Below are 17,463 nucleotides of genomic sequence, written 5' to 3'. Positions count from 1 at the left end.
GTGTCGGTCAGGTAGTCCGGGGCGTTGCGGTCCATCATCACCTTGCCGGCGATCATCCGCAGGTCCAGTTGCTCGGCGGCTTCGAAGAACGAGTTCACCGATTGCGGGTGCACGCCTGAGTCCGTTCAAGTCGCTGTACCTGGCCACTCTCGGCGGCGCTCGTGCGCTGCGCCTGGAAGACAAGATCGGCACCCTGCAACCGGGCACCGACGCCGACTTCCTGGTGCTGGACTACAACGCCACACCGCTGCTGGGCTATCGCCTGAAGCAGGCCAATAACATCGCCGAGACGTTGTTTGTGTTGATGACTCTGGGGGATGACCGGACTGTTCAGCAGACCTATGCGGCGGGGAACCTGGTGCATCAGCGCTAAGGTTTTTCCGGGCATAAAAAAATCCCCCGCAATCGTCAGATTCCGGGGGATTTTTTTGATCCTCTGTAGGAGCGAGCTTGCTCGCGAAGAACGCAAGAGCGCCGCAGTAATTCAGGCACCCCGTGTTATCGTTCACGACCATCGTCGGAACGCCGCCCGGAGCAAGCTCGCTCCTACAGATCAGATTTTCGCGGTCGACCGCCCAGGCTTCTTGGTCTGCAGCAAATGCGAGAACACCGCATGCAGATCATCCGAAGCACTTTCCTCGTCGAGGTTGAGCTTGCTGTCGATGTGATCCATGTGATGCATCATCAGGTTCACCGCCAGTTCAGCGTCGCGCTTTTCGATGGCGTCGATCAGTTGGGTGTGCTCGTCGTAGGAGCAGTGAGAACGGTTGCCGCTTTCGTACTGGGCGATGATCAGCGACGTCTGGGACACCAGGCTGCGCTGGAAACTGATCAGCGGCGCGTTTTTCGCCGCTTCTGCCAGTTTCAGGTGGAATTCGCCCGACAGGCGGATGCCGGCACCACGGTCGCCACGGGAAAAGCTGTCGCGTTCGTCATTGACCATCTGGCGCAATTCGGCAATCTGCTCGGCGGTGGCGTGTTGCACCGCCAGCTCAGTGATCGCGCGCTCGACCAGACGCCGGGCCATGAACACCTGGCGCGCCTCTTCGACACTCGGACTGGCGACCACGGCGCCGCGATTCGGACGCAGCAGCACCACGCCTTCATGGGCCAGGCGCGACAAAGCGCGGCGAATGATGGTGCGGCTGACCCCGAAAATTTCCCCCAGCGCTTCTTCGCTCAACTTGGTGCCGGGCGCCAGGCGCTGTTCGAGGATGGCCTCGAAGATATGCGCGTAGACAATATCGTCCTGGGTACCGCTACGGCCGGCTTTGCCTGCTCGCGGTTGTTTCTTTAGGGGTTGCAACTGTTCGTTCATGGGCACTCGAGTCGGAAGAACTGCGGCGAATTGACGGTGACTGTATTACGGCACGGTGGGTCGCTGGCAAGTATCGCGTAAATAACATAGCGATTGTACACAATGGACGGTGGCAACACGACTGTACGGCTGAAAGTCGCCTCGGCTGTATCGCAACGTCTGGTTACTTTTGAGTTTAGGCTTTAACGCAGAATCCGCAGCCTGAACACGATCCCTGTAGGAGCTGCCGAAGGCTGCGATCTTTTGATCTTGAAAAATCAAAAGATCGCAGCCTTCGGCAGCTCCTACAGGGAATATCTTCATTAGTAGAAGGAACACCACCGTCATGAACGACGCCACGCACGCGCAGCTCCGCCCTTTGGCCGACACCTCGCCCTCGGCCATCGTCGCTGGCTTCATCGCCATGATGACCGGTTACACCAGCTCCCTGGTGCTGATGTTCCAGGCCGGGCAAGCCGCAGGGCTAAGCAGCGGGCAGATTTCTTCGTGGATCTGGGCCATCTCGATCGGCATGGCGGTGTGCTCGATTGGCCTGTCCCTGCGCTATCGCACGCCGATCACCATTGCCTGGTCGACCCCCGGCGCCGCGCTGCTGATCACCAGCCTGGGCGGCGTGAGCTACGGCGAAGCCATCGGCGCCTACATCACCTGCGCGGTGCTGGTGACAATTTGCGGGCTGACCGGCAGCTTCGAACGGCTGATGAAAAAGATTCCCGCATCCCTGGCCGCCGCCCTGCTGGCGGGGATCCTGTTCAAGATCGGCAGCGAGATTTTCGTCGCAGCGCAACACCGCACCGCCCTGGTACTGGGGATGTTTGTCACTTATCTGGTGGTCAAGCGCCTGTCGCCACGCTATGCGGTGTTGGCTGCATTGCTGATCGGCACGGCATTGTCGGGCTTCATGGGGCTGCTGGACTTCAGCGGTTTCCACCTGGAAGTGGCCACGCCGGTCTGGACCACGCCGCACTTCTCCCTGGCCGCGACCATCAGCATCGGCATCCCGCTGTTTGTCGTCGCCATGACCTCACAAAACATGCCCGGCATCGCCGTATTGCGCGCCGATGGTTACACGGTGCCCGCTTCGCCGCTGATCACCACCACCGGCATCGCCAGTTTGCTGCTGGCACCGTTCGGTTCCCACGGGATCAATCTGGCGGCGATCAGCGCGGCGATCTGCACCGGACCGCACGCCCATGAGGATCGCCACAAACGCTACACCGCAGCAGTCTGGTGCGGGGTTTTCTACGGGATCGCCGGGGTGTTCGGCGCGACGCTCGCAGCATTGTTTGCCGCGCTGCCCAAGGAACTGGTGCTGTCGATTGCGGCGCTGGCGCTGTTCGGCTCGATCATCAACGGCTTGAGCATCGCAATGAGCGAAGTGAAGGAACGTGAAGCAGCGCTGATCACCTTCATGGTCACGGCATCGGGGCTGACGCTGTTTTCCATCGGTTCGGCGTTCTGGGGGATTGTCGCGGGGGTGGTGACGCTGCTGATCCTGAACTGGCGCAAGGCCCTGTAGGAGCGAGCTTGCTCCGGGCGGCGTTCCGACGATGAACCTGAGAGCACTGCGGGGTGTCAGGTTTCCAGCGTTATCGTTGACGACCTTCGCGAGCAAGCTCGCTCCTACAAAAAAAAGCAAAAAAAACGGCGACCCTTGGGTCGCCGTTTTTTTAGAACATCAAGCTACCGGATTGATCGGCTTTTCCGGGTACCAGACGTCCAGCAACGGGCTGACTTCAACGCTGGTCAGCTCGGTGCGGCCTTTGAGCCAGGCTTCAACGGCAGCGCGCTGTTCAGCGCTGACCGAGCCACGCTTCTGCAGGCAAACCAGACCGTAGTCGTCGCCGCCAACATAACCCAGACCGTTGGCTTCCATGGCTTCTTTGAGGAACGCATCGAGGAAAGCATCAATGGCTTCATCAGCCAAATCTTCTTTGAAATCCAGGTTCAGTTCGAAACCCAGCTCTTGAAATTCATCGACGCACAGTTTTTTGCGCAGACGCTGGGAACGGTTAGTCGCCATTGGAACAATCCTCTTAAGTAATAACGGGCGGCACTTTAGCAGTTTAAGCCGCCGATTGCCTGACTCTCTGGGCCACCACGCCTACCGTCGGTAAAAAAATAGCCGATCCAAATGCCCACGCACGGCCCAAGTGGTGACACCTTGGGGCATAATGCCGACACTTTCATGACCATTGAGGGAATTTATCTCCATGCCCTCACCTTATTTCCCCTCGGCTGTAGGGTTTTATTTCAGATGATCAAATCTTTGCGTCCATTGCTGTTGGCCGGTTTTCTTCTCCCACTGGCCCTCTCCGTTTCCGCCGCTCCAATCAATACCGCGTTGTCGCCCAACGTTGAAAAAGCCCTGAAAGCCAGCAAGTTGCAGGACAACGCCCTGTCGCTGGTGATGATCCCGCTCACCGGTCCCGGCACCCCGACGGTGTTCAATGCCGACGTGTCGGTCAACCCGGCGTCGACCATGAAACTGGTCACCACCTACGCGGCCCTGGAAATGCTCGGCCCGAACCACCAGTGGAAAACCGAGTTCTACACCGACGGCACCTTGAGTGGCGGCATTCTCAACGGCAACCTCTACCTCAAGGGTGGCGGCGATCCGAAGTTGAACATGGAAAAACTCTGGCTGCTGATGCGCGACCTGCGTGCCAACGGCGTGACCCAGGTCACCGGCGACCTGGTGCTGGATAAAACCTTCTTCGTACAACCGCAACTGCCGGAGTTCAATGACGACGGTAACGACGAGAACAAGCCGTTCCTGGTCAAACCTGACTCGCTGCTGGTCAACCTCAAGGCGCTGCGCTTTGTCGCACGCAATGATTCGGGCAAGGTGCTGGTCTCGGTTGAACCGCCGATTGCAACCATCCGCATCGACAATCAGGTCAAGGCCCTCAATTCCAAGCAATGCACTGGTGGCGTGCGTTACAACCCGGTGGCACAGACCGATGGCAGCGTGACCGTGACGGTCGGTGGCCAACTGGGTGAAGGCTGCAGCTCGCAGACCTACCTGTCGCTGCTCGACCACGCGACCTACACCGCTGGCGCCGTCCGCGCAATCTGGAAGGAACTGGGTGGCAGTATTCAGGGCAAGGATGTGCTGGCGCCTACACCGAAAGACGCCAAGGTCCTGGCCCGGGCGTTCTCGCCGGACCTGGCGGAAATCATCCGCGACATCAACAAGTACAGTAACAACACCATGGCCCAGCAGTTGTTCCTGAGCCTCGGTCAACGCTTCCGTACCGATGCCGATGGTGACGACGCCAAGGCCGCCCAGCGTGTCGTGCGTCAGTGGCTGGCGAAAAAGGGCATCACCGCGCCGCACCTGGTGATGGAGAACGGCTCCGGCCTGTCCCGTGCCGAGCGCGTCAGCGCCCGGGAAATGGCCTCGATGCTCGAAGCTGCGTGGCACAGCCCGTATGCCGCCGAGTACATCAGTTCGATGCCGATTGCCGGCACCGACGGCACCATGCGCAAACGCCTGAAGACCACTGCCATGCGCGGTGAAGCCCACGTCAAGACCGGCACCCTGAACACTGTGCGGGCGATTGCCGGTTTCAGTCGCGACGTCAACGGCAACACCTGGGCGGTGGTGGCGATCCTCAACGACAAGGCCCCGTTCGGCGCCTCTTCGGTGCTCGATCAGGTGCTGCTGGACCTGTACCGCCAACCGAAAATGCCGCAGACGGCTTCGGTGTTGTAACCGGACCTAAAGAACACAGTAGATCCACTGTGGGAGCGAGCTTGCTCGCGATGGCGGAGTGTCAGTCACATTAATACTGACTGGACTGTCGCTATCGCGAGCAAGCTCGCTCCCACAGGGGAAGTGGACAGCCCGGTTAATTCATCTCCTCCTCAACCCGATCCCTTCCCGCCTGCTTCGCCGCATACACCCCCGAATCCGCGCGCAACAGCAAGGCATCGGCGCCCTCCCCGACCCGCCAACTGGCAATCCCGAAACTGGCGGTGACCGTACCGACACCTTCAATGGGTGAACTGCGCAAGCCTTGCCACAATTGCAGAGCCAACACGTAGGCATGTTCGCCGCTGATATCCGGGCACAGCACCATGAACTCCTCACCGCCCAGGCGGCAGAACACATCGGTGCGACGCAGCCGGTGACCGATCCGCTCGCACACTGCCTGCAACACCCGATCACCGATGGCATGGCCATGCAGGTCATTGATGCGCTTGAAATGGTCGATATCGAGCATGATCACCGACAGATCCCCACCGCCGCGCTCCACCCGGGCCATTTCGGTGGTCAAGCGCTCCTGGAAATAGCGCCGGTTGTGGATACCGGTCAGCGAATCGGTGACCGACAACGCGCGCAACTCTTCCTCCACCCGCTTCATATCGGAAATGTCCGAGACGTAGCCGTGCCACAGCACGCCGCCACCGGGCAGCTCCTCCGGCGTGKCCTCGCCACGCACCCAACGCAGACCCCGTTGCGGCAATTGCACGCGGTATTCCTCGCGCCACGGGCTGAGGGTGTCGGCCGAGGCGCGAATCGAGGCGCGGACCCGGGTGGTGTCCTGAGGGTGAATCCGGGTGAAAATCGCCTCGGCATTTTGCAGCAGCACGTCAGGTTCCAGCTCGTAGATCTCGCGAATGCCGTCGCTGGCGTAGATCACGCTGAATCGCCCGTCGAACTCCATCTTGAACTGGTAGATGCCACCGGGCACGTGGGCGCTGAGTTTCTTCAACAACAGGTCCCGCGCCGCGAGTGCCTCGTGGACCCGTTTGCGTTCGGTGATGTCGATGCACACCGCCAGGTGCCCGACCCACAGGCCTTGTTCGTCGAGCACTGGCGTGGCGAGCATATTGACCATCAAATGGCTGCCATCGCCGCGCACCAGCGTCCACTCTCGCGCCTCGTGGTTGCCCTCCACCTCGCCTTCGACCAGCATCGCGTGGCAGGTTGGAACCGGCTTGCCATAGCGTGCGCTCAACTCCGCCGAACGAGCGACCAGTTCCCGGGGCAGGTGCAGGTTCTCCAGGGTCATGTGCCCCACCACCTCGGCGCTGGTATAGCCGAGCATCTGCTCGGCACCGGCGTTGAAGGTGCTAATGACGCCACGCAGGTCGGTGGCGATGATCGCAACCTGGGTAGCGGCATCCAGCACGCCACGCAACTGACCATGGGTACGACGCAGCTCCTGTTCTCGATCCCGCAGCTCCCGGGTGCGTTGCTCGACCAGTTTCAGCGCCCGTTGCCGCTGACTGACCAGCACATACAGCAAGGCACTGAGCAACACGCTGAGCAAACCACCCAACACCACCAGACTGGTCACGGAGGAATGGTTGGCCTGCACGAACGCGTCGCTGGGCTGGATATCGACTTGATAGTCATGGTCGGCCATGCGCAACAGGCGCGTGGCGGACAACTCGCTGACAGCCGGCGGGTTGGCCGACTCGAACAGCACCTCGTGCTGCTCGTCGGTCGACAAATCGAGGATGCGCACCGAGAGAAAGTCACGGCTCGCTTCCGGCAGTCCGTCCGCCAGCAACTGGCGCATGCTGATCACTGCCATGACATAACCGTAGGGTTTCGTGGCTTTGTGTTCCTGACTGTTATGTTGCGTGACCGGCGCGACCAGCAGCACGCCTCGCGCATAAGCCGGCTCGATACTCACCAGTTGCATCGGTTGCGACACCGCCATGCCACCACGCTGATCGGCCCGATCGAGCGTGGCACGCCGCAACGGCTGGGCCAGCAAGTCGTAGCCGAGGGGAGAACCGAGTCTGCTTTGCGTCTGGCTATACAGGACCGCTACGTACTCATCTCGCTCGCCGGCCAGTTGCAATTGGCCGTCGGCGTTGAGCTCTCTCAGAGTGAAGCTGCTCAAGCCTTCGTCACGCACTCGCCCCTCAAACGCCGACCGCTCGTCACGAGTGATCCGTTCGGCATAGGAATAAGCCTGGGTTCGCAGGAGCAAAGGTCGGGTGTAGCCGTCGAATTCCGCTCGGGACACCGAATCGGAATTGGCGAAAAACCGGCGCAGACCGTCGAGGCGCTGCTCCTGATCTTCGAAACGCTCTTCGATACGGCTGTAACGTTCACTGGCCAGCAGTTGGAAACGTTGCCGCAATTGATGGTGAAACAGATTAAGTGTCGACCACGCCAGCAACCCGGTGAGCACCCCGCCGACCAGCAATACCAGCAGCGCGACCAACCAGGCCGACGCATCTTCGCTGATAAAACCCAGGATCTTGGGGCGCACGGCGTGCAACGACATAGAACACAACTCAAAACGCCAGGTGCGGGAAAGCCCTTTGGCCTTGAGTTGAGTTATAGCTATTAGCCACTAATTTGACCAGCACTGATGGGATCCTGTAGGAGCAGCCGGTCGACGCTCGAGTGCTCGCGATGGTAGCAAGAGTACCGCGTGACTCCAGAAGGCACGCGTTATCGTTATCGACCATCGCGAGCAGAGCTCGCTCCTACAGTGAATCAACACAGCTATTTAGCGAGCCATGATTTTCCAGGCGCGATGGATCTTGGCGTTGCGGGAAAAATCCGGATCGATGGTCTGGGCAGTGATGTCCTCGACCGCATAACGCTCGCCGAGATTGGCTTCCAGTTCGAACTTGCGGAAGTTGTTGGAGAAGTACAACACGCCGCCGGGCGCCAGTCGCGCCATGGCCAGGTCGATCAGTTGCACCTGGTCGCGCTGCACGTCGAAGACACCTTCCATGCGCTTGGAGTTGGAGAACGTCGGCGGATCGATGAAGATCAGGTCGTACTCGTCACGACTGGCTTCGAGCCACGCCATCACATCGCCCTGCTCCAGGCGGTTCTTGTCGGAAAAACCGTTCAGCGACAGGTTGCGCCGCGCCCAGTCCAGATAGGTTTTCGACAGGTCGACACTGGTGGTGCTGCGCGCGCCGCCCTTGGCCGCATGCACACTGGCCGTCGCGGTGTAGCAGAACAGATTGAGGAAGCGTTTGCCCGCCGCCTCTTTCTGGATACGCATGCGCATCGGCCGATGGTCGAGGAACAGACCGGTGTCGAGGTAGTCGGTGAGGTTCACCAGCAGCTTCACGCCGCCTTCATTGACCTCGACGAACTTGCCCTGCGCCGCCTGGCGCTCGTACTGCCTGGTGCCGCTCTGACGCTCGCGGCGTTTTACCACCACGCGGCTCTTGTCGATGTTCAACGCCTGCGGGATGGCTGCCAGGGCATCGAACATGCGCCCCGAGGCTTTTTCCGGATCGATGGATTTCGGCGCGGCGTACTCCTGGACGTGGACCCAATCCTGATACAGGTCGATGGCCATGGAGTATTCCGGCATGTCGGCATCGTACACGCGGTAGCAGTCGATGCCTTCACGCTTGACCCACTTGCCCAGGGTCTTGAGGTTCTTTTGCAGGCGGTTGGCGAACATCTGCCCGCCTTCGCTCAGGCGCGGCTGCTCGATCACCGGAGCCGGTGCCGGCGTCGGTTTGATCGGGTTGCCGTTTTTGTTGAACTTGCGTTCTTGCGGTTCGTTCGGCGCCTGATCGTAGGCAGCTTGCTCACGCTCGACCTGGCGCTGTTCCGGAGTACGACGCTCGCCGGTGACGAACTGATCCGGCAGCACCTTGATCAGCAGCAGCTTGCACGGCAAGGCGCCGTTCCAGAACGAATACTGCTTGTGGCTGCGGATCCCCATGCGCTTGCCCAGGTCCGGCGCACCGGTGAACACCGCCGCCTCCCAGTTCAGGCAGGCCTGACGCAGGCGCTCGCCGAGGTTCTGGTAGAGGTAGAGCAGGCTCGCCTCGTCACCCAGACGCTCGCCGTATGGAGGGTTGCAGATCACCAGGCCTTTCTGGTTCTGGTCCGGGCGCGGCTCGAAAGTCGCGACCTCACCCTGGTAGATTTTGATCCACTCGCTCAGGCCGGCACGCTCGACGTTGTTACGACCCGGTTGGATCAGCCGTGGATCGGCTTCATAGCCGCGAATCCACAATGGTGTTTTGGCCAGGCCGGCCGCTGCACGTTCGGAAGCTTCTTCGTGCAGTTTTTTCCACAGCGCCGGGACGTGACCGAGCCAGGCGGTGAAGCCCCACTGCTCGCGACGCAGGTTCGGCGCGATGTCGGCGGCGATCATCGCCGCTTCCACCAGGAAGGTACCGACACCGCACATCGGGTCGGCCAGCGCGCCGCCTTCGGCCGCGATACGTGGCCAGCCGGAACGGATCAGGATGGCGGCCGCGAGGTTTTCCTTCAGCGGTGCCGCGCCTTGCTGCAGGCGATAGCCGCGCTGGTGCAGGCTGTGGCCGGACAGGTCAAGGGACAGAATGGCTTCGCCACGGTCCAGGCGCAGGTGAATGCGCAGGTCCGGGTTGAGCTTGTCGATGGACGGACGGTCGCCTTGCGGAGTACGCAGCTTGTCGACGATGGCGTCCTTGACCTTCAGCGCACCGAAGTGAGTGTTGTCGATGCCCGAGCCATGACCGCTGAATTCGACGGCCAGGGTGCCGTCATTGAGCATGTGGTCTTGCCACTCGATGTCCAGCACGCCGTGGTACAGGTCTTCGGCGTCCTTCATCGGAAAACGCTTGAGCACCAGCAGCACGCGGTTGGCCAGGCGCGACCACAGGCACAGGCGATAAGCGGTTTCCATGGTGGCCATGCCGCGCACGGCAGAGGTGTGCTCCCGCGCTTCCTCAAGGCCAAGCCCGACGGCTTCCTCGATGAGCAGGCCTTCAAGGCCTTTTGGGCAAGTGAGGAAGAGTTCGAAACGATCGGACATGGGAATTCCAGAACCTTTAGCTGAGTGACCGGGCAACGCATTGCCGGTCCGGTTTTCAATCAGGCGCTTTTCTCGAAGAGCGCCCGCGTGGCACGAAGGTGTGCCGTTCCACCCCTGCTGCCCGGGTTAAATGAGCTTAGATGCAAGGACAGATAAAAAAGTTGATGCAACAAAATGTCATAAGTCGACCCTTCGTCGAATAGTGCTTCCCGGCAACGGGAGCCATTCTCACTAAAGGATTAAGCCCATCATCCAGCGCAGGGCCGATCATACCGGGGTTTGGCCAATAAATACGCTACAAACGCTCTGTTACTTATGGCGTTAGCACATGAACAGTTACGTCCTTATGACAAAACGATCATTCCCTCGATGTGACGCATTGGTTAGAACTCAATACAGGTTGGCGCTGCAATGACGCCAACACCTTGGCTCGTCACGCCGGCAACGAGCCCCCAACGGCAGAGTTTTCTGCCAGACCTCAATTGAGGTCGACGCGATAAATACAGTCAACAAGTGAGGGCAACACCCTATGAGAAGACTTAAGCGTGATCCGTTGGAAAGAGCATTTTTGCGCGGATATCAATATGGCGTTGGTGGTAAATCCCGTGAGCTTTGCCCCTTTACTCTACCGTCGGTACGTCAAGCCTGGATCAACGGCTGGCGAGAAGGACGCGGCGACAACTGGGACGGTATGACCGGCACTGCGGGAATCCACAAACTCAACGTAGGAGCTGCCGAAGGCTGCGATCTTTTGATTTTGATTTTGATTTTTTAAKATCAAAAGATCGCAGCCTTCGGCAGCTCCTACGGGGACCGGGTTTATCTCAGGGCCGCGATTGCGTCTACCGACTCACGAATCAGCGCCGGGCCTTTGTAGATGAAGCCCGAGTAGATCTGCACCAGGCTCGCGCCTGCGGTGATTTTTTCTGCGGCGTGCTTGCCTTCGGTAATGCCGCCGGCAGCGATGATCGGCAGCCGACCACCCAGTTCCGATGCCAGCACTGTCACGGTGTGGGTGCTCTTGTCGCGAACCGGTGCGCCGGACAAACCACCGCCTTCGTCACCATGCTCCAAGCCTTCGACGCCTACGCGGCTCAGGGTGGTGTTAGTCGCAATCACGGCATCCATTCCGGTTTCGATCAGCGCTTGCGCAACCTGTGCGGTTTCTTCGTCGCTCATGTCCGGCGCGATCTTGATCGCCAGCGGTACATGTTTGCCATGACGCAATGCCAGTTCCGCGCGGCGCTCGGCCAGATCGGCCAGCAACTGCTTGAGCGAGTCGCCGAATTGCAGGCTGCGCAGGCCCGGCGTGTTCGGCGAACTGACGTTGACCGTCACATAGCTGGCGTGGGCGTAAACCTTGTCCAGGCAGATCAGGTAGTCGTCCACGGCACGCTCGACCGGCGTATCGAAGTTCTTGCCAATGTTGATGCCCAGCACGCCCTTGTACTTGGCCGCTGCCACGCGAGCCAGCAAGTGATCGACGCCGAGGTTGTTGAAACCCATGCGATTGATGATCGCCTCGGCTTCCGGCAAACGGAACAGGCGTGGCTTCGGGTTGCCCGGCTGCGGACGCGGCGTGATGGTGCCGATTTCGACAAAACCGAAACCCAGTTGGGCGAAACCATCGATGGCCGCACCGTTCTTGTCCAGACCGGCGGCCAGTCCCACCGGATTCGGGAAGTCCAGGCCCATGACATTCACCGGCATCTTCGCCGGGGCCTTGCACAGCAAGCCGTTGAGCCCAAGACGCCCGCCCGCGCCGATCAGGTCCAGGGACAGATCGTGGGAGGTTTCCGGGGAGAGTTTGAACAACAGCTGACGGGCCAGGGTGTACATGGGCGGATTTGACTCGATTGGCGGCGAATTGAGGCGGCGATTATAGCCGGGCAACGGGGTGGCAAGCGAGGCGCGTAATCAAATCAACAGATAATGGCATATGCCTTGCACCACTCTGGGCACCAGCACCCATGCCAACGACCGAATGTGTGCAAAGACAATGGCGTCGTCCCCGGCCTGCTCACGCAAGAACTCGGGACGACGTTTTTTTTGCAAGGTGAACACGCGATGAACGAAACGTCAGCCGACCCTCTGGCCTGGGTCAATGGCAGCGATGCCCCGGAAAAAACCGAAATCAATCTCGGCTTCATGGCCCTGAGCGACTGCGCCTCGGTGGTGGTCGCCGCCACCCAGGGCTTCGCCCAACCCCACGGCTTGACCCTGAACCTCAAGCGTCAGTCGTCCTGGGCCAACCTGCGGGACAAACTGGTCAGCGGTGAACTCGATGCCGCCCACAGCCTCTACGGTCTGATTTATGCCGTACACCTGGGCATCGGTGGCGTGGCCGCGACCGACATGGCTGTGTTGATGGGCCTGAATCAGAACGGCCAGAGCATCAACCTGTCCCGCGGCTTGCAGGCGCTTGGAGTGACCAGTCCTGAAGCACTGGATCGGCACGTGCACCAAACTCGCTCAAAACTCACCTTCGCCCAGACGTTTCCAACCGGCACCCACGCCATGTGGTTGTATTACTGGCTCGCCAGCCAGGGCATTCACCCATTGCAGGATGTCGACAGCGTGGTGGTGCCGCCACCGCAAATGGTCGCGCACCTGCGAGCCGGGCGTATCGACGGGTTCTGCGTCGGCGAACCCTGGTCCGCCAGCGCCGTGCAACAGGACCTCGGCTTCACCCTGGCCACGACCCAGACCCTCTGGCCCGATCATCCGGAAAAAGTCCTCGGCTGCACCCGCGCGTTCGTCGAGCAATACCCCAATACTGCCCGGGCGTTGGTGATGGCGGTTCTGGAGGCCAGCCGTTTCATCGAAGAAAGCACCGAGAATCGCCGCAGTACCGCACAATTGCTCAGTGCCGATCAGTACCTTGACGCGCCACTGGACTGTATCGAACCGCGCCTGCTGGGCGAATACGCCGACGGCCTTGGCCATCGCTGGCAAGACCCGCACGCACTGCGCTTGCACGGGGATGGCGAGGTCAACCTGCCGTACCTGTCCGACGGCATGTGGTTCATGACCCAGTTCCGCCGCTGGGGCTTGTTGCGCGATGACCCGGACTATCTCGCTGTGGCCCGGCAGGTCCAGCAACTGGACCTCTACCGTGAGGCCGCCAGTGCCGTCGGCGTCGCCTCACCAGCTGAGGAAATGCGCAGCAGCCAGTTGATCGACGGCAAGATCTGGGACGGCTCGGACCCGGCCGGTTATGCCCGCAGTTTCAAACTGCACGCCATGAGCGACAGCTCCCATCGATCCGCCAGCCGCTGACAGGAGACCACGAACATGCTGCGTATCCTGCTGATCAACGACACCGCCAAGAAAGTCGGACGCCTGAAGGCTGCCTTGACCGAAGCCGGATTTGAAGTGATCGATGAATCCGGCCTGACCATCGACCTGCCCGAACGCGTCGAAACGGTGCGTCCGGATGTGATTCTGATCGATACCGAGTCACCGGGTCGCGATGTCATGGAACAAGTGGTGCTGGTGACTCGCGACCAGCCACGACCGATAGTGATGTTCACCGACGAACACGACCCCGGTGTGATGCGACAGGCGATCAAGTCCGGAGTCAGTGCCTACATCGTCGAAGGCATTCACGCACAACGCCTGCAGCCGATTCTCGATGTGGCCATGGCACGCTTCGAAAGCGATCAGGCCTTGCGTGCCCAGTTGCAAGCCCGCGACCAGCAACTGGCCGAGCGCAAGCGCATCGAACTGGCCAAGGGGCTGCTGATGAAAATGAAGGACTGCAACGAGGAAGAGGCCTACACGCTGATGCGCCGCCAGGCGATGAGCCGACAGCAGAAGCTGATTCAAGTGGCGGAGCAGATTATTGCCATGAGCGAATTATTGGGTTGAACAACAAAAGATCGTCCGAAGGCTCGGGCCGCGTTCGGACGATCTTTTTTGCTTTACGCACATTTCCGATATGGCACAGATCTGGCTAGGTAATCACCACAGGTAACCAACGGCGGTTGCCCCACCTACGACAAAGACGTCGCGCACCTCATTTGCCCCTGGCGAATCGGGTGGCGGCGTTTTTTCGTTTTGGCCCCACAGCACGGGGCCGGTGGTGCGGCCGTATCGGCGCCCCACCTGCAAGCTCATGACTCCTTTCGAGACTCTTCACAGCTGAGGTGCGCAATGAATTCAAGCTTCTGGAAATCCGGCCATACACCCACATTGTTCGCAGCCTTCCTCTATTTCGACCTGAGTTTCATGGTCTGGTACCTGCTCGGTCCTTTGGCGGTACAGATCGCTGCCGACCTGCACCTGACGACGCAGCAACGGGGACTGGTGGTTGCCACGCCGATTCTGGCCGGGGCTGTATTGCGCTTTGCGATGGGCCTGCTGGCTGATCGCCTGTCGCCAAAAACCGCCGGGATAATCGGCCAGGTGATCGTCATCTGCGCCCTGTTCGTCGCCTGGAAAGTCGGCATTCACAGTTACGAGCAAGCGCTGTTGCTGGGCCTGTTCCTCGGCATGGCCGGTGCGTCCTTCGCCGTCGCCCTGCCGCTGGCCTCGCAATGGTATCCGCCCCAGCACCAAGGCAAAGCCATGGGCATCGCCGGTGCCGGCAACTCGGGCACTGTGCTCGCCGCACTGATTGCCCCGGTACTGGCCGCCATGTTTGGCTGGAGCAACGTGTTCGGCTTCGCCCTGATCCCGCTGATCCTGACCTTGATCGTCTTCGCCTGGCTGGCCAAAAATGCACCCGAGCGCCCGAAAGCCAAGTCTGTGTCTGACTATTTCAAGGCCCTGGGTGACCGCGACAGCTGGTGGTTCATGTTTTTCTACAGCGTGACCTTCGGTGGTTTTATCGGTCTGGCCAGTGCCCTGCCCGGCTACTTCAACGACCAATACGGCCTGAGCCCGGTGACCGCCGGCTACTACACTGCTGCATGTGTGTTCGGTGGCAGCCTGATGCGTCCTCTGGGCGGCGCGCTGGCGGATCGCTTTGGCGGGATTCGTACCTTGCTGGCGATGTACACCGTGGCGGCGATCTGCATTGCGACAGTGGGTTTCAATCTGCCGAGTTCCTATGCCGCACTGGCGCTTTTCGTCTGCACCATGCTCGGTCTGGGCGCAGGCAATGGCGCGGTATTCCAGTTGGTGCCCCAGCGTTTTCGCCGGGAAATCGGCGTGATGACCGGCCTGATCGGCATGGCCGGCGGCATCGGTGGCTTCGCACTGGCCGCCGGCATGGGCGCGATCAAACAAAGCACCGGCAGCTATCAACTGGCCTTGTGGTTGTTCGCAAGCCTCGGTGTACTTGCCTGGTTCGGTCTGCACGGTGTGAAACGTCGCTGGAGAACCACTTGGGGTTCGGCCGCCGTCACCGCAGCACGGGTGTGAGGACTGAATGAGCCTGCAACTGAGCTTCGCCGAACACAGCGCCATCGGCCCCCGCGAGGAGAACCAGGACGCTCTGCGCCTGGTCACTCCGGCCCCGGCGCTGGCAGCGAGCAAGGGTTACCTGTTCGCCATCGCCGACGGCGTCAGCCAATGCGCCGATGGCGGTCTCGCGGCCCGTTCGACCTTGCAGGCCCTGGCGCTGGACTACTACGCCACCCCGGAAACCTGGGGCGTCGCCCAGGCACTGGACCGTCTGTTACTGGCGCAAAATCGCTGGTTGCAGGCGAACGGTGGCGGGCAACCGCTGCTGACCACTGTCAGTGCCTTGGTGATGCGTGGCCGGCGTTTCACCCTGGCGCATGTCGGCGATTGCCGGGTTTATCGCTGGCACGCCGACACGCTGCAACGGGTGAGTGAGGATCACGTCTGGGACCAGCCGGGCATGCAGCATGTGCTCAAACGGGCCTTGGGACTGGATCAACACCTGGTGCTGGACTTTCTCGATGGCGAACTACGGCTGAATGAGAGTTTCGTGCTGCTCAGCGACGGCATCTGGGCCGTGCTGGGCGACACCGCCATTGCGGGCATTTTGCGCGATCAACCTGACCTGAACAGTGCCGCGCAGACCCTGGTCAGCGCTGCGCATCTGGCCGGCAGCCAGGACAACGCCAGCGCCCTGCTGGTGCGGGTCGATGCCCTCGGTGAAACCAGCATTGGCGATGCACTGATTCATCTGCAGCAATGGCCACTCCCGCCCGCGCTGAAGCCAGGCCAGCCTTTCGAAGGCTGGCAGGTCGAAGGGATCCTCGGCCAGAGCCAGCAATCGCTGCTCTACCGGGTGCGCGATGCACAACAACAGCCCTGGCTGCTGAAAACCTTGCCCAGTGCGCTACGTGACGATCACCAGGCCGGGCAGGCGTTGTTGTCGGAGGAATGGTTTCTCAAGCGTGTGGCCGGGCGGCATTTTCCTGAAGTCCATGCCGCCAGTCAGCGTCAGCATTTGTACTACGTGATGCGGGAATATTCCGGGTCGACCTTGGCTGAGCTGCATGAGCATGTCGCAACGCTGCCATTGGCTCAATGGCTGGACCTGGCCGAACGCCTGCTGCGAGCTATCGGCATCTTGCATCGACGGCAAATTCTGCATCGCGATATCAAACCGGAGAACCTGCTGCTAGGGGACGACGGCGAGTTGCGCCTGCTGGATTTCGGCCTCGCCTATTGTCCCGGGCTGTCCGAAGATCAAGCTTGCGCCCTGCCCGGAACGCCCAGCTATATCGCGCCGGAAGCCTTTCGAGGTGACCCTCCTACACCACAACAGGATTTGTATGCAGTCGGCGTGACCTTGTATTACCTGCTGACCGGGCATTATCCCTACGGCGAAATCGAAGCGTTCCAACGCCCTCGGTTTGGTGTGCCTGTCAGCGCCAGTCGCTACCGGCCCGACCTGCCGGAATGGATCGCGCAAAGCCTGGAGCGCGCAGTGGCGGCGGCTCCGGATCAGCGCTTTGAAACAGCGGAAGAATGGTTGTTGCTACTGGAACAGGGAGAACGACGCAGTTTGAGCGTGCGCCCCAGACCGTTGCTGGAGCGCGAACCGCTGAAAGTCTGGCGGACGTTGGCGCTGGTGTCGTTGCTGGTGAATCTGGTGCTGCTGTTTTTGCTGTTTCATGGTTGAGCTGTTTATTGACCCCAAAAGATCAAAAGATCGCAGCCTGCACCAGCTCTTACGGGTGGCCCACGATCCCCTGTAGGAGCTGGCGCAGCCTGCGATCTTTTGATCTTTCTGCTTCAAAACCGGGCATAGCGCATTGAACCGGTGCACGCAAACACCCTCCTTCCACGGTGAGAGCCCATAAATTCGGCATTTGGGCAACTTGGCACAACCGCTGCATTACCTTTTCCAACATACATAAAGCCCAGCCTTCAACGTAGAAAGCTGCGCTGCCCGAGAGAACGGGACAAGGACAAAGGCGTCCTCGCTAGTTAACTGGCGAGACGCCTTTTTTTGTTTGCGCAAAATTT

13 protein-coding genes are annotated in these 17,463 nt (G+C 60.5%); 8 read left to right on the top strand and 5 right to left on the bottom strand.

What is annotated here, in order from left to right:
- Positions 1–373: amidohydrolase family protein (locus tag AC1DVH_RS03345; protein ID WP_477752619.1), on the top strand; the 373-nt coding region annotated here is incomplete at its 5' end.
- A gap of 180 nt (positions 374–553) precedes the next feature.
- Here the strand turns inward: AC1DVH_RS03345 and AC1DVH_RS03340 are convergent.
- Positions 554–1,318 (bottom strand): GntR family transcriptional regulator, encoded by a 765-nt coding sequence (locus tag AC1DVH_RS03340; RefSeq protein WP_477752618.1) that lies wholly within the window; start codon positions 1,316–1,318, stop codon positions 554–556.
- A 325-nt stretch (positions 1,319–1,643) separates the two neighbouring features.
- Between AC1DVH_RS03340 and AC1DVH_RS03335 the strand changes: the two genes are divergently transcribed.
- Positions 1,644–2,837: a benzoate/H(+) symporter BenE family transporter gene (locus tag AC1DVH_RS03335; RefSeq protein WP_477752617.1), complete on the top strand. Its 1,194-nt coding sequence runs from the start codon at positions 1,644–1,646 to the stop codon at positions 2,835–2,837.
- 159 nt (positions 2,838–2,996) lie between these two features.
- Here the strand turns inward: AC1DVH_RS03335 and AC1DVH_RS03330 are convergent, their stop codons facing one another.
- Positions 2,997–3,341, bottom strand: coding sequence for a YggL family protein (locus AC1DVH_RS03330; RefSeq protein WP_007971486.1), 345 nt, complete (start codon positions 3,339–3,341; stop codon positions 2,997–2,999).
- A gap of 234 nt (positions 3,342–3,575) precedes the next feature.
- Here AC1DVH_RS03330 and dacB point away from each other — a divergent pair, with 234 nt between their 5' ends.
- Positions 3,576–5,036 (top strand): D-alanyl-D-alanine carboxypeptidase/D-alanyl-D-alanine endopeptidase, encoded by a 1,461-nt coding sequence (gene dacB, locus AC1DVH_RS03325; protein ID WP_477752616.1) that lies wholly within the window; start codon positions 3,576–3,578, stop codon positions 5,034–5,036.
- Positions 5,037–5,172: 136 nt separating this feature from the next.
- On the opposite strand, the gene AC1DVH_RS03320 is transcribed toward dacB, so the two are convergent.
- The gene (locus tag AC1DVH_RS03320) at positions 5,173–7,572 is read right to left on the bottom strand and encodes a sensor domain-containing diguanylate cyclase (protein WP_477752615.1); all 2,400 of its coding nucleotides are present in this window, start codon (positions 7,570–7,572) and stop codon (positions 5,173–5,175) included.
- 228 nt (positions 7,573–7,800) lie between these two features.
- The gene (gene rlmKL / locus AC1DVH_RS03315) at positions 7,801–10,071 is read right to left on the bottom strand and encodes a bifunctional 23S rRNA (guanine(2069)-N(7))-methyltransferase RlmK/23S rRNA (guanine(2445)-N(2))-methyltransferase RlmL (protein WP_477752614.1); all 2,271 of its coding nucleotides are present in this window, start codon (positions 10,069–10,071) and stop codon (positions 7,801–7,803) included.
- Positions 10,072–10,600: 529 nt separating this feature from the next.
- On the opposite strand from rlmKL, the gene rmf reads away from it, so the two are divergent.
- On the top strand, positions 10,601–10,846 hold the full coding sequence (gene rmf / locus AC1DVH_RS03310) for a ribosome modulation factor (RefSeq protein ID WP_477752613.1): 246 nt from the start codon (positions 10,601–10,603) through the stop codon (positions 10,844–10,846).
- 44 nt (positions 10,847–10,890) lie between these two features.
- Here the strand turns inward: rmf and AC1DVH_RS03305 are convergent, their stop codons facing one another.
- Positions 10,891–11,910 (bottom strand): quinone-dependent dihydroorotate dehydrogenase, encoded by a 1,020-nt coding sequence (locus AC1DVH_RS03305; protein WP_477752612.1) that lies wholly within the window; start codon positions 11,908–11,910, stop codon positions 10,891–10,893.
- Between the two features lie 228 nt (positions 11,911–12,138).
- Here AC1DVH_RS03305 and AC1DVH_RS03300 point away from each other — a divergent pair, with 228 nt between their 5' ends.
- From AC1DVH_RS03300 to AC1DVH_RS03285, 4 genes are all read left to right on the top strand, one after another.
- Complete coding sequence (locus tag AC1DVH_RS03300; protein ID WP_477752611.1) at positions 12,139–13,350, top strand: CmpA/NrtA family ABC transporter substrate-binding protein; 1,212 nt, start codon at positions 12,139–12,141, stop codon at positions 13,348–13,350.
- Positions 13,351–13,365: 15 nt separating this feature from the next.
- Positions 13,366–13,941, top strand: a complete 576-nt coding sequence (locus AC1DVH_RS03295; RefSeq protein ID WP_108218906.1) for an ANTAR domain-containing response regulator — start codon at positions 13,366–13,368, stop codon at positions 13,939–13,941.
- A 285-nt stretch (positions 13,942–14,226) separates the two neighbouring features.
- A complete protein-coding gene (locus tag AC1DVH_RS03290) occupies positions 14,227–15,438 on the top strand; it encodes a nitrate/nitrite transporter (protein WP_477752610.1) in 1,212 nt (403 codons plus the stop codon).
- 7 nt (positions 15,439–15,445) lie between these two features.
- Positions 15,446–17,116 carry a bifunctional protein-serine/threonine kinase/phosphatase gene (locus AC1DVH_RS03285; RefSeq protein WP_477752609.1) on the top strand — a complete coding sequence of 557 codons (1,671 nt, stop codon included), beginning with the start codon at positions 15,446–15,448 and terminating at the stop codon, positions 17,114–17,116.
- Positions 17,117–17,463 lie beyond the last annotated feature (347 nt).

The sequence above is a fragment of the Pseudomonas sp. P4_C3 genome (assembly GCF_056402075.1).
Note: the sequence above shows the minus strand (reverse complement) of the source record. Positions and strands in the feature narration are given on the sequence as shown.